The sequence below is a fragment of the Peribacillus sp. NPDC096379 genome (assembly GCF_044762875.1).
In the GTDB taxonomy this organism is placed as follows: Bacteria; Bacillota; Bacilli; order Bacillales; family DSM-1321; genus Peribacillus.
The window spans coordinates 301,270-316,934 of record NZ_JBIWFD010000002.1; the positions used below are offsets into that span (position 1 = coordinate 301,270).

Annotated in this window: 19 protein-coding genes and 1 tRNA gene; 13 read left to right on the plus strand and 7 right to left on the minus strand. The window is 37.2% G+C overall.

Features of this window, described 5'->3' with window-relative positions:
• The first annotated feature begins 118 nt into the window (after nt 1–118).
• Nucleotides 119–1,498 carry a magnesium transporter gene (gene mgtE / locus ACIQZI_RS10500; RefSeq protein WP_403072824.1) on the plus strand — a complete coding sequence of 460 codons (1,380 nt, stop codon included), beginning with the start codon at nt 119–121 and terminating at the stop codon, nt 1,496–1,498.
• A gap of 378 nt (nt 1,499–1,876) precedes the next feature.
• Here mgtE and ACIQZI_RS10505 read toward each other — a convergent pair whose 3' ends face one another.
• Nucleotides 1,877–2,770, minus strand: coding sequence for a cation diffusion facilitator family transporter (locus ACIQZI_RS10505; protein WP_403073983.1), 894 nt, complete (start codon nt 2,768–2,770; stop codon nt 1,877–1,879).
• 322 nt (nt 2,771–3,092) lie between these two features.
• Between ACIQZI_RS10505 and fabI the strand changes: the two genes are divergently transcribed.
• The 10 genes from fabI (at nt 3,093) to spoVIF (ending at nt 9,182) form a co-directional block, all read left to right on the plus strand.
• Nucleotides 3,093–3,866: an enoyl-ACP reductase FabI gene (gene fabI / locus ACIQZI_RS10510; RefSeq protein ID WP_403072827.1), complete on the plus strand. Its 774-nt coding sequence runs from the start codon at nt 3,093–3,095 to the stop codon at nt 3,864–3,866.
• Between the two features lie 470 nt (nt 3,867–4,336).
• Complete coding sequence (locus ACIQZI_RS10515; protein WP_062182029.1) at nt 4,337–4,624, plus strand: hypothetical protein; 288 nt, start codon at nt 4,337–4,339, stop codon at nt 4,622–4,624.
• Between the two features lie 14 nt (nt 4,625–4,638).
• Nucleotides 4,639–5,208: a CotO family spore coat protein gene (locus ACIQZI_RS10520; RefSeq protein ID WP_062182026.1), complete on the plus strand. Its 570-nt coding sequence runs from the start codon at nt 4,639–4,641 to the stop codon at nt 5,206–5,208.
• Nucleotides 5,209–5,224: 16 nt separating this feature from the next.
• A complete protein-coding gene (locus ACIQZI_RS10525) occupies nt 5,225–5,590 on the plus strand; it encodes a DUF1360 domain-containing protein (protein ID WP_403072832.1) in 366 nt (121 codons plus the stop codon).
• A gap of 396 nt (nt 5,591–5,986) precedes the next feature.
• The gene (locus ACIQZI_RS10530; RefSeq protein ID WP_403072835.1) at nt 5,987–6,466 is read left to right on the plus strand and encodes a sporulation protein; all 480 of its coding nucleotides are present in this window, start codon (nt 5,987–5,989) and stop codon (nt 6,464–6,466) included.
• A gap of 16 nt (nt 6,467–6,482) precedes the next feature.
• A complete protein-coding gene (spoVAC, locus tag ACIQZI_RS10535) occupies nt 6,483–6,959 on the plus strand; it encodes a stage V sporulation protein AC (RefSeq protein WP_062182020.1) in 477 nt (158 codons plus the stop codon).
• Between the two features lie 2 nt (nt 6,960–6,961).
• Nucleotides 6,962–7,990, plus strand: a complete 1,029-nt coding sequence (gene spoVAD, locus ACIQZI_RS10540; protein ID WP_403072839.1) for a stage V sporulation protein AD — start codon at nt 6,962–6,964, stop codon at nt 7,988–7,990.
• Between the two features lie 35 nt (nt 7,991–8,025).
• A complete protein-coding gene (spoVAE, locus tag ACIQZI_RS10545) occupies nt 8,026–8,382 on the plus strand; it encodes a stage V sporulation protein AE (RefSeq protein ID WP_403072842.1) in 357 nt (118 codons plus the stop codon).
• Nucleotides 8,383–8,496: 114 nt separating this feature from the next.
• Nucleotides 8,497–8,634, plus strand: coding sequence for a YjcZ family sporulation protein (locus ACIQZI_RS10550; protein ID WP_403072845.1), 138 nt, complete (start codon nt 8,497–8,499; stop codon nt 8,632–8,634).
• 290 nt (nt 8,635–8,924) lie between these two features.
• Nucleotides 8,925–9,182: a sporulation-specific transcription regulator SpoVIF gene (gene spoVIF, locus ACIQZI_RS10555; RefSeq protein WP_062182011.1), complete on the plus strand. Its 258-nt coding sequence runs from the start codon at nt 8,925–8,927 to the stop codon at nt 9,180–9,182.
• A 91-nt stretch (nt 9,183–9,273) separates the two neighbouring features.
• Here spoVIF and ACIQZI_RS10560 read toward each other — a convergent pair whose 3' ends face one another.
• Complete coding sequence (locus tag ACIQZI_RS10560; protein ID WP_403072849.1) at nt 9,274–11,556, minus strand: UvrD-helicase domain-containing protein; 2,283 nt, start codon at nt 11,554–11,556, stop codon at nt 9,274–9,276.
• 236 nt (nt 11,557–11,792) lie between these two features.
• On the opposite strand from ACIQZI_RS10560, the gene ACIQZI_RS10565 reads away from it, so the two are divergent.
• Nucleotides 11,793–12,104, plus strand: a complete 312-nt coding sequence (locus tag ACIQZI_RS10565; RefSeq protein WP_403072852.1) for a hypothetical protein — start codon at nt 11,793–11,795, stop codon at nt 12,102–12,104.
• 55 nt (nt 12,105–12,159) lie between these two features.
• On the opposite strand, the gene ACIQZI_RS10570 is transcribed toward ACIQZI_RS10565, so the two are convergent.
• The 5 genes from ACIQZI_RS10570 to ACIQZI_RS10590 form a co-directional block, all read right to left on the minus strand.
• The gene (locus tag ACIQZI_RS10570; protein WP_403072855.1) at nt 12,160–12,645 is read right to left on the minus strand and encodes a spore coat protein; all 486 of its coding nucleotides are present in this window, start codon (nt 12,643–12,645) and stop codon (nt 12,160–12,162) included.
• 137 nt (nt 12,646–12,782) lie between these two features.
• Complete coding sequence (locus ACIQZI_RS10575; RefSeq protein ID WP_062181997.1) at nt 12,783–13,028, minus strand: hypothetical protein; 246 nt, start codon at nt 13,026–13,028, stop codon at nt 12,783–12,785.
• Nucleotides 13,029–13,186: 158 nt separating this feature from the next.
• Nucleotides 13,187–13,612 carry a GNAT family N-acetyltransferase gene (locus tag ACIQZI_RS10580; protein ID WP_062181994.1) on the minus strand — a complete coding sequence of 142 codons (426 nt, stop codon included), beginning with the start codon at nt 13,610–13,612 and terminating at the stop codon, nt 13,187–13,189.
• 5 nt (nt 13,613–13,617) lie between these two features.
• Nucleotides 13,618–14,136: a YjcG family protein gene (locus tag ACIQZI_RS10585; protein ID WP_062181990.1), complete on the minus strand. Its 519-nt coding sequence runs from the start codon at nt 14,134–14,136 to the stop codon at nt 13,618–13,620.
• A gap of 104 nt (nt 14,137–14,240) precedes the next feature.
• On the minus strand, nt 14,241–14,966 hold the full coding sequence (locus ACIQZI_RS10590; protein WP_403072860.1) for an alpha/beta hydrolase: 726 nt from the start codon (nt 14,964–14,966) through the stop codon (nt 14,241–14,243).
• A gap of 585 nt (nt 14,967–15,551) precedes the next feature.
• Here ACIQZI_RS10590 and ACIQZI_RS10595 point away from each other — a divergent pair.
• A tRNA-Val gene (locus tag ACIQZI_RS10595) sits at nt 15,552–15,623 on the plus strand.
• The last annotated feature ends 42 nt before the right edge of the window (nt 15,624–15,665 follow it).

Genomic DNA, 15,665 nt, shown 5'->3' on the forward strand with positions numbered 1-15,665 from the left:
GGTGTACGAATAATGAAAAGAATATGTATGATATTTTTATTTTGCATTAACAGACAGTAAACCCTCAATGATTGAAGTTTCACTTTATAAGGAAGTATTTATGAAAGGAGGAAATATAATGGGAACAGCGGATTCTCAAAAAAGGCCAAATAGCCAAATTAATGAAGAATTGCTTATTCAAGCTTTAATAGATGACCAAATTGACATATTCAGATCTGAGTTCATTGAGTCACATCCATACGATCAAGCGAACTTTTTTACGAGTCTGAATGAAGAACTGCGTCCGAAGGTCTATCATTATTTATCACCAAAAGAAATGGCTACATTGTTTGAAATCATGAAAATTGACGAAACAGAATACGAAGGTCTCCTAGCTGAAATGGACCCTGTTTACGCGGCTGAAATGCTTTCACTTATGTACGCCGATGATGCTGCCGATGTTCTAAATGAAATAGATTCAGAACAAGCTGGCAGTTATTTAACCATCATGAATGATGAATCTGCGCGTGAGCTTAAAGAATTGTTAAGTTATAAGGAATATACAGCTGGTAGTATCATGACGACAGAATTCGTGGCGATTGAGGCTAACCAAACCGTTCGATCTGCCATGTATATTTTGAAAAAAGAAGCTCCAAAAGCTGAAACAATTTACTATATATTTGTTGTTGACGTGAATAAAAAACTAGTAGGTGTTCTCTCGTTACGGACATTGATTGTCAGTGATGATGATACCATGATTTCTGAAATTTTGGATGATCGGGTAGTCTCTGTTTCTGTCACAGAGGATCAGGAGGAAGTGGCACGGAAGATACGTGATTATAATTTTCTAGCGATGCCAGTTGTTGATTTTCAGAATCATTTATTAGGTATTATTACAGTCGATGATATTATTGATGTTATGGATGAAGAAGCATCAGATGATTATTCTAAGCTTGCTGGTGTATCTGATCTTGATACTGTCGATAAGAGTCCAATATCTGCGGCAAGGAAGCGTCTGCCATGGCTTGTTATTCTGTTATTTCTCGGGATGATGACAGCAAGCTTAATCGGCCGATTTGAGGAGACACTAAGTCAAAAGGCAATTCTTGCCGTGTTTATTCCGTTAATCGGCGGGATGGCTGGAAATACGGGTACCCAAGCACTTGCTGTGGCCGTTCGCGGGATTGCAACAGGTGATTTAGAGCATGAGAGTAAATGGAAGCTAGTCATGAGAGAAGCAGGAACAGGGCTTATTACGGGATTCGTTTGTGGAGTCGTTGTTACGCTCGTCGTTTATATTTGGCAACGTGATCTAATCCTTGGAAGCTTGGTTGGAATTTCTATTTTTACAACATTAATTTTTGCTACACTTGCAGGATCACTCGTCCCACTTATTATGCATAAACTGAAAATAGACCCTGCCGTAGCTTCAGGGCCATTTATTACAACGATCAATGACATTATCAGTATTTTTGTTTATTTTGGTATGGCTACCATGTTCATGAACTATTTACTTTAAGAGGATGTTCAAAAAATCCGGTGAAAATAGCTGTCGAATTGCATCAAAGCTCTGTCTCTCCGGTCCTCTCGAGATGCGCTCCTCGAACTTCTCGGCTCTTTTTATCCTCCTTTTTGAACACGCACTTTAAGGAAAAGGGGACGGGGCTTCGCAACTTATTAATATAGCCAAGTTTATTTAGCAGGTATCCTCCTTTTAGTATAGAAAGTACCCCGAAGTCTGGCTCCGAACCGCCACCATTGGGATTAGGTGAGTGTAGCGTGCTATATGATTTAACCTTCATGGTCAATGGCGGCGTTTTAACGCCATATAGGTTTAGTAAAAAAATGACGGAAAATGTTCCGTCATTTTTTTGATTTCTTTTGTCTAGACCTTTTACTATTCGGGAAAATAGGGATTCAGGTGAATGAGTACCTCTTGAACATTGTCAAATTTCTTCATTAACGCATATTTAATTTCTCTAGAAAGGTCATGGCCTTCTTTGATGGTTTTTGTATGATCAACTGAAATTCTTAAATCGACAATAATATAATGTCCAAGTTCTCTAGCGCGAATTTTATCAATTCTTTTTACTTCTTGGAATTCTGAAATGATTGAAATATAAGCATTAATAGTTTCCGTATCTACGCTTCGTTCAAGAAGGATATCGAAGGCTTCAGTAAGCATTTCCTTGGCTATTTTGAAAATTAAATAAGCGACGAACAAACTCGCTACTTTATCGGCATACATTAAATAAAAGATCTGAAGATGATCCCCTATAATAGATAGCAATACACCCACTGCAGCGGCAATTGAAGCCACTATGTCTGCTTTGTGATCTAAGGCGATGGCTTCGATTGCCTTGCTTTTTTGTTGTTTGGCAATCCTAAGTGAGTACCTGTATAAATATTCTTTTAGTCCGTATGAAAGAAGTGCAATCCATAAAGCAAGAATATTTGGAGCCTCAATTGGGTGGAAAAATCCAGTGATCGCTTCGAAGACTATGTAAATTGAAACGAGTGTTAATAAAATCCCAATGATTCCAGATACAATAATTTCCGCTTTTCCATGGCCATATGGATGTTCTTTATCGGCTGGTTTATTAGAAATTTTAAGGACTAACAGCACAATAACGGATGCAAAAACATCTGCAGCTGAATGAATCCCATCTGCAAACACAGCATCACTATTTGCTGTCCATCCAATTAACATTTTTCCTAAAGTTAAAGCAATATTACTCCATAAACTGATCCAAGCAACTTTTTTTGCAATGGCTTCTCTTTTTCCCAATATTCATCCACCTCAATTCTAAAAAGCCTCTTGAAATAGTATCAAACGTAAAGCGGGTGAGTCTATAGCAATCTTCTTTTATTCATTCATGTTAATGGTAGCTAACAAAGAATTTTGGGATAGGGAAAATACATGATTTATATAGTATTGCGTAAATACGAGCAGCAATACTAAATAAAATATGCCGATATTTGTTAATTGTACTGTTTTACGTTTGCAACAACTATTGCTTACTGTGGGTGAAATTTGAGTTATTGATTATTCTTTGCTATACTAATTTATTATCTGGTACTAATAACTTGTATCAATTCAGGGGGATTTTACTATGACTTTTTCTTTAAAAGGAAAAACATTTATTATTATGGGTGTAGCAAATAGGCGAAGTATCGCTTGGGGAGTGGCTAGATCTCTCCATGGAGCTGGCGCAAAGTTAATCTTTACATATGGACGTGACCGAACGGAAAGAAGTGTTAGAGAGCTTGCGGGTACGTTAGAAGGTGAACCATCACTCATACTTCAATGTGATGTAACCAATGATGAACAGATTACAGCATGCTTTGCAAAAATTAAAGAAGAAGTTGGTATGATACATGGGATTGCTCATTGTATTGCCTTTGCGAACAAAGAAGAATTGGGTGGAGAGTTTGTGGAAACGTCGCGTGATGGATTCTTACTTGCGCATAATATTAGTTCCTTCTCTTTAACAGCCGTTGCAAAAGCAGCTAAAGATTTAATGGCTGAGGGTGGAAGCATTGTTGCAATGTCATATCTAGGCGGGGAAAGGGTTATGCCGAATTATAACATTATGGGTGTAGCCAAAGCGTCACTAGAAGCAAATGTACGCTATCTCGCTTATGATCTTGGTAAATATGGCATACGAGTGAATAGTATTTCAGCAGGTCCGATTCGTACACTTTCTGCAAAAGGAGTTAGTGACTTTAACTCAATTTTGAGAAAAATTGAGGAAGAATCACCATTGAAGAGAACGACAACTCCTGAAGAAGTTGGCGATACAGCAGCCTTCTTATTTAGTGACATGTCACGAGGAATTACAGGAGAAAACATTCATGTTGATTCTGGCTATCATATAATGGGATAAAATTTGCGTTTACTTCTTTGGTTTGTCATAAAGACAAAAAGAAGCAGGGGTTATTGGACTAAGTAGTTCCGTTCTTGTGAAGAAACATCTTTAATAGCATATTACTTAGCAGACCAAATCACGTAGAGATTTGGTCTGTTCCAGCCCTTATTGCTACGATGCATAGCAAATAACAGTGTGACAATAACTATTGTCACACTGTTATTTTTGTTGTTATTGGCATTGTTTAATATTTTATATATAAACGCTTGGATACAAATTCAAGCGTTTTTTTATGTTAAAGATAACGGTTAAATAATATTCCGGGCACCCACTTCTTTTTGTTTAAGAGGAAGTATTTGTGAAAAATCAAATGTCATAAATAGAAAAAGAAACCGTATAAATGATACATAGACGGAAAAATTTCTTGATTATTTTCAGCGAGAGTTTTAACTTGATCCCCTGTTTTCACGTATATGAGGAGGTTCTTTATGAATGGAAAATTAAAGAGTAAAGAGGCAACTTTGTCTGTGAAACAGATCCGTATAAAAACGCAGAATAGTCGATATAAAGAAGCTATCGTAAAGCTTGAAATATTAGCTAGACTTCCTATTTACGGTCCGAAACCACTTTGCCGTTTTACACATAATGGAATGACCTTCATTGGCAGGTTTGAAAGCAAGACAAATGATTTTGTTTATATCAGGCATAAATATGGAAAGAGAGTAGTCCCATATACGATTAAAGAGCTTGAATCATTATCGGTTATTTCTATTTGAAGGAGGTATTGGGAATGTCGGATGAAAAAAACTCTAAACCACTTTTCTATATTGTGCAACCGAAAATCACAGAACCCGAAAGGCCGGAAATGCAAGAAGTATACCGAACGAAAACGAAAAAAAAGAAGGAAAATGATCATGATAAAGGATCAGAAGAAGTCCTTACCGCAGAAAATGAAGAAGAACGTATAAAAAAAGAAGCTGAAGATGCTAAGTTAGATCAAATTAAACGAGAATTTGGTGTGTACGATGCATTAGGAGAAATCGAAACAGAACTTGACTCTATTCAAAAAATTAAGAAAGACCTTCATGAACCACAAGGAAATGTTCGAGTTATTTCCGGAGCCAATCAGGAGAATCAAGTTCCAGAACAGCAAAAAGATTCACCAGAAGTAAAAAAAATGAGAAGTGTTCTTACAGACTTAATTAAAAAGGATCCTAAACCATTTTGTGAAGCTTCAATTGGCGGTCAAACCGTTCGTTTTCAAGTGATAAGTAAACGAAATGACATCATTAAAATTAAAGTAGGCAGTCATATCCAAAGCATTCCCCTTCATGAACTTTCTGATTTAAGAATTCTCTAATTTCTGGAGGCGTTAAATGATAGTTCAGGAAATATCATTTGTAACTATTCTTATTCTTGGCCTTGCATCTTTTAGATTGACGAGGCTGATTGTATACGACAAAATTACTGAATTTCTCAGAAGCCCTTTTTTTAATGAGGTAGAAGAAACGAATGAGGATGGTACGAAAGACATTTATCTTTTACCAAAAGAAAAAGGGTTGAAAAAATGGATTGGCGAATTATTAAGCTGTTTTTGGTGTACTGGGATTTGGGTCAGCGTTGGAATAACCATTTTATGTCTTACAGGCGCTAAAACAGGGAGCTTTATCATTCTTATTTTAGCTGTAGCTGCAATTGGTTCCATTATTGAGGTAATAATTAGCAAATGGATAGGCAACTAATATATACAACTGACAAACCTAATCATATACTGTCTTATATTCCTTTTACAGGAAGAAGGTGTATTATGAATAAAAAGATAATTAATGTACCATATGCACAGCCAATTAAAAAAAGTTCGCAAAATAAGCTGAAAAAAGGTTGTGGCTGTAATCAAAAGAAAAATTGAATGGAGTTTGCATAATGCCCGATCCGAGTTTTAGGGATCGGGTTATTTTTATGTAGTATATGCTATTTCAATTTGCTTTGGTGTCTGACTAACGTAATCTTACATATTTAGGTCCAAGAAATCTTAATATATGGAGTTAGGATTTGTTTGTGTGCTTCCTTATCCTACCATTCATAAAATGATTGATGATTAAAGACAATAATAGATAAACCTAAATGTAGGAAGTGAAATGATGACGATACGTTTATGCATACAGCTCCTTGTTATTTTTATTCTTTTTCTAAGTGGATGTGCATCGAATGGTGACGGCAAAACAGAAAGGCTCGCTCTGTTAAAACAAACGAATCCAAAGCCAATGGATATAATTGATGCAACAGATAGTAAGATTGGTAACGAAGAAGCTGTGAAGAAGGTAGTTACGAAGAATGACCATATTTATGATGTTGTCATTGTAAAGAATGGGAAAGAGATGCTTGTTGCTTATAAAATAAAACATCTACACAGGTTTCGAATGAAGCAGATTGAGCAAAAACTAACAAAAGATCTCAATAAAAAATTTGAAGGAATACATTTCGTTGTTTCAAGTGATTATAAAATTTTTCTTGAAGCAGTGAGATTAAATAAATTATTGCGTGAGAATGATATTCCTAGGGAAAAAGCCAAAAAGGAATTTAAACAAATTATCGAATTGAAGGAAGAAAAAACATAAAAAAGAGGGGTCATGGATGGCGAAACAACAAGAGAAAAACAAAACCATTGAACAAAAGAATTACGAAAAACTACAAGCAAAGCATGAACTAAAGCGACCAATTGCGAAAAATTGTGTCAAAGCATTTTTAGTTGGTGGTCTCTTTTGTACAGTCGGACAGGCGATTTCATACTTTTATATTTATTTCTTTAATTTTACTGAACAAACGGTTGGGAATCCTACAAGTGCAACGATGGTCTTCATTGCTTTACTACTCACAGGTTTTGGTATTTATGATCGAATCGGACAATTTGCAGGTGCAGGCAGTGCAGTTCCAGTTACTGGATTTGGAAATGCGATTATTTCAGCTGCGATCGAGCACAGAACAGAAGGCTTTGTACTTGGGGTAGGCGGCAATATGTTCAAGCTTGCAGGATCTGTCATTGTATTCGGTGTTTTTTCCGCTTTCGTTGTCGCACTTATAAAAACACTCTTTAGTATGCTAGGAGGGTAAAGATGCTAATAGGAAAGCAATCATGGACATTTGCTAACAAACCTGTCATAACTTCCACAGGTGTAACAGGGGGGCCTTTTGAAGCGAACGGTCATTTGGCAAAAGATTTTGATCTTCTTTATGAAGATTTATGGATGGGACAAGATTCCTATGAAAAGGCGCATCGGCTTTTGCTTGAAGAAGCTGTACAAATTGCACTTGAAAAAGGAACGGTAAAAAAAGAAGATGTGCAATTTTTTCTGGCTGGTGACCTAGTTAACCAAATTACACCGACGAGCTTTGCAGCTAGAACGAATGGGATTCCTTATTTTGGTTTGTTTGGAGCTTGCTCGACATCGATGGAGGGGCTGGCTCTTGCTGCATATATTGTGAATTATTCGGGCGCATACCATGTGTTGACAGGAGCTTCGAGCCATAATGCAGCCATTGAAAAGCAATTTCGATATCCGACGGAATATGGAGGGCAAAAACCTCCAACCGCACAGTGGACTATTACAGGAGCAGGAGTTGCACTTGTTTCCCAGGCTAAAAGTGGGGATAGCCCTGCTGCGCATATTCTATCTGCTACAATGGGCAAGGTTATTGATATGGGGATAAATGATCCATTCAATATGGGCGGTGCAATGGCTCCGGCTGCAGTGGATACGATATTGGCCCATTTTCGCGATTTTAAGCGTACAAGTGATTATTATGATGCAATCATAACAGGGGATCTTGGCTATGTTGGTCGGGAAACAGCGTATGATTTATTAAGTCAAAAAGGGTTCGATATGCCGAAAGACAAGTTTCGGGATTGTGGTTTGCTGATATACAAAAGCAATCAACCTGTTTTATCAGGAGGTAGTGGAGCTGGTTGCTCAGCGACCGTTCTCTATGGCCACATATTAAATCAAATGAAGGTAGGGAAATTGAAACGGATATTGTTTGTCGCAACGGGAGCCTTGCTATCGTCGCTTACTGTACAACAAAATGAAAGTATTCCATGTATAGCACATGCGGTGGCAATTGAGTATGAAGCGGGTACTTTTTAATTTTTTAGAAACTTAATGAAAGGAAGGGAAGATTCATGCTGCCGATGTTTTTTTGGGCGTTCGTCATAGGTGGGCTGATTTGTGTAATTGGCCAACTATTATTTGATGTTGCGAAGTTAACGCCAGGCCATACTTTGAGCGTACTCGTTGTTGCAGGCGCAATATTAAGCGGATTTGGATTTTATGATTACTTAATTGATTTTGCTGGAGCAGGGGCAAGTATACCAATAACTTCCTTTGGGAATTCTCTCGTCCATGGAGCCATGCAGGAAGCTGAACAACACGGAATTATTGGTGTATTAACAGGGATGTTTGAAATTACCAGCTCAGGCATTTCAGCTGCAATTATCTTCGGATTTATCGGAGCACTTGTGTTCAAACCAAAGGGATGACCATGATTCCTTCTTTTCGAATTAGGCTTCAAACAATTAGGAGAAGGCCTATACACACTTGTCATTTTCTACATATGTTAAAAGTGAGCTATTCGAAAAGTGAGGTGAAGCTATATGTTCGGTTGGGGTTATGGTGGCTACGGCGGTGGTTGTGGCGGCTACGGCTACGGCGGTGGTTGTGGCGGTTCTGGATTTGTATTAATCGTCGTTTTGTTTATTTTATTAATTATTGTCGGAGCTTCTTTCTGCTAATGAATATACTAAAGATGGAATAGGCAGTATAAGCCTGTTCCGTTTTTAATGGAATAGAGGGTTTCTTTAAAAAAAGCTAATTAAATTCGTATTGGTTAGAATTGATTTGATAACAAAGATATTTACCCGACAAGGGAACAAATTACACCACATTTCCTGTTTACATAGTCTCTAGGCACTTTTACTGATCGATCATTGTTATTTGTTCTTTGTTCTTTGCATGCCATCCTTTTTAGGCACATAACTCTTTTAGACTGCATAGAATGGTTGCAGAGAAGGAGGGCTTTTTAATGGAAAACCAATTTTTTAAAAACATTGAAAGCAAAACGGGTGTAAGTATGAAGGATGTATTTGAATTAGCAAATTCGCTGCAAGGTGCAAATTTTAAGGATGAAGCAACGGTACGCAATGTGATTAAACGAGTTTCCCAAATTGCTAATAAGCCAGTTAATCAAGAAACGGAAAATAAAATTGTCGAGTCAATTGTTAAAGATGGAAAAAGTCTTGATTTTAGTACATTAGCGAATATGTTAAATGGTAAAAAATAATATGTAAATGAAAAAGACAGTGGTATAATGACCGCTGTCTTTATTCATACTATCATCATGTGAAAATTAATAATTTCCCTAATTATCCGGTTCAAAATCTCAGGAATCTAGACGGGTATGCTGTTTTACCTCTTCGTGTTTGTGGTATGGATAGGAATAGACCGTCTTTTGCTCTTGTCATCGCAACATATAGCAGTCTGCGCTCCTCTTCCAGTGGTTCAGTGTCACCTTTACGATGTGACTCAAGTGCGAAGTCATGAGGGAGGCTGCCGTCAACAGCACCAAGTACATACACATATTTATATTCGAGACCTTTTGAACGATGTATGGTTGTTAACTGGATTGCATCATGGAAATGCTTTGATAGCTGCTTCACTTCATGTACCATAGCAGACATATGTTCCACATGTTCAAGGAATTCAGCTACTGAATGGAACCGTTTAGCTGCTACCTTCAAGTCACGAATATCATCAGAGCCTTTCTCTATATTGCCTTCGTTCCCGCGTTTCTTCACAAAGTCTGCAAACCCAATTTCCTTTTCAATGACTAAAAGAGCAACGGAAGGTTTCATCCCTTTTAAACTGCGGATTATTTTAGGTAACGATTTAAGTTTACGTTGTTGAAAAGGATGAGCTGTTTTGACGAAAGCAAGAGCATCAATAAAGTCACAATCCTGTAGAATCGTTTGAGCCTTCATATCCTGTAGCACACTTTGTTTTAAAAATAAAGATGATAAAATGTCCCCGACTGGATTGGCATCCTCAGGTTGGCTGCTTAATCGTAAATAAGCAAGCATACTTTTAACGATTCTTCGTTGATAAAAACTATCCGCATCTTTTTCAATAACAAAAGGAAGATTGGATGTGGCTAGTCTCTCGAAAATCGCTCGTGACATTGCATGAGTCCGATAAAGAATTGCAAAATCACTTGGGTTCGCGCCTTCTATAATTCTTTCCTGGATATCATGAACAATCATCGTTGCTTCTGTTTCCTCGTCAAAAGGATAAAAGAGTAGTGCAGGTTTGCCATTATTATGCTGAGCTTTCATCGTTTTCGGATGCCTGTTCTGATTTTTTTTGATCATCCGGTTGGCGGTGGCAACAATTTCATGTGATGAGCGAAAATTTTCTGTCAGTTTTACGACTTTAGCTCCTGGGAAATCTCGTTCAAAATGCAAGATAAATGACGGGTCACTGCCACGAAATGCGTAGATTGCCTGATCGTCATCACCGACTACACAGACATTTTTTGTTCGAGCAGACAGGAGTTGGATCAATTCGTATTGAACTTTATTAATATCCTGAAACTCATCAATGAGGAAATAGTCAAAACGCTTGTGATATTTTGCTAGAACATCTGGATTATTTTTGAAAAATGAATAACAGCCAATCAACATATCATCGAAATCATAGCTACCTGTCTGTGATTTATAATCTTCGTAGCTTTTATAAAGAGACAAACAAGATGTTTCCCATTCATCTTTTGCCTTGATTTCATTGGGGAATAACAAGGAATTTTTCCAAAGACCAATTTGTTGAAGTGCTTGATCATACGCAAATTCCTTTTCATCCAGCCCAATTTCTTTGCCAGCTAGTTTAAGGATTCTTGTACGTTCCCATTCCCATTTCATTAGTAAATCACGACGCCACTTATCTGGTTCATGAAAGAGGAGGATTTTATAAAAAATACTATGAAAAGTGCCGGTTACTAATTGATTGACGAGCATGGGATTCATTTCAGGATAGGAGAGCAGTCGTTCCTTCATTTCTTTGGCAGCCTTGGCTGTAAAAGTAACAAGCATTATGGACTTAGGATCGATGTTTTTTGCCGAAAGCATATAAGCTGTTCGGACAGTTAATACTCTAGTTTTTCCGCTACCAGCTCCAGAAAGAACAAGGAGGGGCCCATCAATTGTGGTTATTGCGGCTGCTTGTTCCTTGTCCAAACTCACTCCATGATTATAAAGTTTGTCAAAGTATGGATCATCAACAAGAAGCTGACTTTGCTTTACATTTGTGAATTCGGGATTACCTGTGATACATGTACTGCTTTTAACCGGTACACATTCAGGTTGATTTTTTGTAATGGTGCGACCTTTTGGAATCTTAAAACCGTTTTCTTCTTTATAGTCGATCGAAACAGGATTATTTTGTTTAGCTGAAACATCAAGTAAAGGGAACGAGCAATCCGTAATTCCAGGTGAAATATGACTGAAATGAGGTGGATTACTTATGCCTAAGAATAACTTCACGGGAAGAGCACATGATGGACAAGTCAGTTCTCCGCGCTTGCCTTTATCATATAATTCCTGAAGCTGTTCGGCAGATGTAGTGGCTAAATGGATCATTTCATTTTTTATTTTAGCTGCTTGCATATAAAAAAAACCTCAAATCTCATTCAATAGTTGTTATATGATTGTTTCTTCATGGTAAATGGTGGCGTTTTAACACTATAGTTGTTTGTATGATTCATGATACCAGAACATAGGATAAAGTGAAACTAACATACTATAGACTTGAAATAGTAAAATGTACATCATAAAACGATGGTAATGTTGTTTGCCTTTTCATGGTGGAAAAGGGAAAATAAAAAATTTTAGAGGTGAGGAGAATGGGATACATCATACCAATTACACAATTTGAATATATTCAATATGCAAACAGAACGGTCGCTGCAAAGAAATGTTCGGTAAAATCAATTGGTAGTATATCGCCAATCTTGCCACTACCTTCATTTCAGCACCTCAATCAAGATAAAGACAAGCAGATTGAGAATATGATTTCGCCTAAATCGGAAACAAAGAAGGCTTTAATCAATACACAAAATTCATCACCATATAAAATGCAAGTACCTGCATATGTAGTAGAGCAAATAACAGCAAATTTAACGGGGAAAGGAGGACTATTTAATCAAAGAATCTAGTGAACACATAAAAGGACACGAATGTGTCCTTTTGTGTGTTTCAATTATTTGATTCTTATAAAACGTCTACTTCAACGATTAGAGCAAGCAATAATTGAAGCAATAGTTGAATGTTAACGGCAACCTGAGCATCCGTAGTTACTACCTCAACGTCACGAGAGTTCTCGATAATTGTTTTTTGGCGTGAAATTTGGCTGATTTTAGAAGACTGAAGCAATTCTTGAGTAATTCTTTCAGCACTTTCGCTGCTGCCAACGGTGATACTAACAATTACAGCAATGGCAGCTTGTAAGGCGGCTTGGAGAGATAGAGCTGCTTTTACATCTGTTGAAGTTACTCGAACATCACATGAGTCTTTGATATATACTAGCTCTTCGGATAGTTGATACTCCACATTATCTTGTCTTGCTTCTTGCTCGATGCCTCCACGACGATGATCGCAAAACTCTGCTAATGGATGATCAGAACGAGAATCTAAAGCTGACCATCTGTTCTCGCTATGTTCGCAAGAATTGCCTGTGCGAAATTCATTTTGATTCATTACTTTATCCTCCTTTTATTTGGGTCCCTATTAAAATATGCGGTTCGAGAAACGATGTTTGGACGATTATATCAATGCAAACGTCTATTTTTTTGAATTTTTGTTTATGAAATTTGCAAGAACTTAAGGGAGGTAGGTTACTTTTCCCCATCATATACATTAGTGATTGGATTAACGTCTTGTTCAGTAATGTTATTCTGCTGGTCGATAAAAGACTGTGACTGTTTCTGAAGCAATTCGATGGTTTCCTTTAGATTTTTCTTTTCTCTTTCAGAAAGATCAATGGATTCTTTGTTAAAACCGTTTTTACGCAAAGTCCGCGATACTAATAATTCCATCAATTTTTTATGAGAATCACCCAAATTAAGTTCTTTTTCACTCACAAAAATCCCCTCCTTTTCGTTTCATACAATACATTATGAAAAAAAGGGCGAAATGGCAGTGTTAAATGTGGAATTTTTATAAAAAAGTTTTTGGGGAATATGAGGGCAACTTCTGACATGTAAAGAAACCCCCGGAATGTCAGTATCCGGGGGTGAGTTTATATACCTTTAATCATTGTTCGATGAGGAATGCCTGCATCCATAAATTCCTCAGATGCTACACGGTATCCTAATCGTTCATAAAAGGGAATGGCTTGCGTCTGTGCATCCAGTTTTAATTTAGAAAGATCTTGCTTTTGTGCATAGTCTTCAATCGCATTCATAATCGTTTGTCCAGCGCCGTTCCCTCTGAACTCAGAGAGAACACAGATCCTCTGTACTTTGCCAATACCGTCTAAAATACGGAAGCGGCCGTTGCCGATAGGTGTATCCTCGTCATTAAAGAGGAGGAAATGGGCACAATCATCTTCATATTGATCAATTTCCTCTTCAAGTGGAACATTTTGTTCCTCGACAAAAACCTTTTTACGTATAGAATAAGCAAGTTCTCTCTCTTCGGTGCTTGTAACCATTTTTACGTTCATTAATATTATTCCTCTTCTCCAAGTCTAAATGTCTCATAAACAGTCCATGAACCATTCTCTAATTGATAAAGAAGGTGAAATCTGTCTACTTCTTCCTCATGTGTAACGTCAAGCATTCTAATCTGACCTAATACATCGGAATGTTCATCATCTGAAAGTTTTTGGCCGATTGTAATATGTGGAACAAATGCATATGGAGATGGACCACCGAAGAAATCAGCATGGTTCATTTCTTTATGCAAACTTTCAAGTTCAGGATTTAATTCAACTTTAAAAAAAATCGTGTTGTTTACGGGTTGAAAGGTACTCGGTTTCACTACATTTAACTTAAATGGCTTATGGGATTTGGCGATGTTTTTTAATTGTTCCGCTACTGTTTCAATTTCTGATTCAGTTGCAAAAAAAGTGTACTTAAGCGTAATATGAGGTGAGATTAGCGCATAATTTGGGTCGTAGCGTTTACGGTACGAATTTACTTTATCTTGAAGCTGTTTAGATGGAAAAATAGCGACGCCATAGTTCATAAAGTTCCCTCCCAGATTGACACTGAATTTTTAAAACATCAAAATATGAAATTATTATAACAAATTTTAATAAACTTCGTCATCTTCAAAAAAGCTGATTAGGATTAAAGCATTTCCGTAAATGCCCGTTTTAAATCTGCTTGCCAGTACTTCCACGTATGCTTACCATCAAATTCGTCATAGAAGTAAGCAAATCCTTTTTTCTTAATAAGGGTACTTAACTTGCGGTTCGGTTCAATGAAGTTGCTTATGCCTCCGTCAGTTGTTGGAACTTCTGTTTCGCCTTTGCCAATTACATGGTAAAGCTCAACTAAATGTGGTTCTTCGAAATCCCTAACAGCATTCATCACTTCATTGTTCACAAATGGTGATTGGAGAATACACTTTCCAAATGTGTGAGGATACTTTAATGCTGTAAGCAGGGAAACAGTAGCTCCAAGGGAATCGCCAATCAAAACTCTCCCAGTTCCTATTTGATAAGTAGGGAACTCCTCATCCAAATACGGAACCAGCTCATGGGCGAGAAAACGTATGTAAGCCGCATGCTGTTCGCCATCAGGATGATATTTCTTTCTCCGGTCATGTACATCACGATACGGGATCCCTACAATAATGAGATCTTCGATTTCATCTTTACGAAGTAGTTCATCTGCTATTCGTCCAATTCGCCCCATTTGAAAATAATCGCGGCCATCTTGGGCAATGACAACGGTATATTTATATAGAGGAGAATAGTTGGGCGGAAAATAAACGAGCAGCTCAAGCTCTTCATCTAATTCCTTGCTTGTAAACTTTCTATCCTTAATCGTTCCTTTTGGCTGATCGACCAAAATAACACCCCCTAAAGAAAATAATTGAAAGGGTTTACGGGAATATTTTATCACAATTATTGATCAATATCTTCATTGACGATATAAAAATGAGAGCAAAAAGTTTTTAGTGATGTTGATTGGAGAAATCAAACGAACCTAATCAATTAAAGGAGAACAGGGGAGGAGTGTTCATAATCGTTTATAAAAGCAAGATACATAGAAGTTATCCCAAATCGTTGAATGTTCGAATTGAACGTAAAGAGAGAGAATATTCCTGGTTTTAACGGATCGGTTCATTTTACGAAGGGTGCAATAAGCTCGGATTGTATCATTTTTCATCTCAAGAATTTGTATTTACCTTTGCGTAGAGCCACCGCTATTTGAAAAGTAAATAATCTCTACAAGCATTTGCTGTTCTAGATATTTTTGAAGTGAAGAATTCATATAATCCCCTTAATTAACAGTATATAAGAACAAAATTTTTTTTATTCAACAAAAGTTATGTAATGGCTAAAATTTAATCGTTGACTTTTTCATGTAGAAACGTATAATTAAATATATACTTTAGTAATAATTTTTTTGTAAAAAAATTATTCCAAATACGATCTGATAGTTCAGCGGGAGAATACGTCCTTGACAGGGACGGGGTCGGGGGTTCGAATCCCTCTCAGGTCATCAAAACGGCAGGAGTGTTGCATTGACAACGCTCTTGCCGTT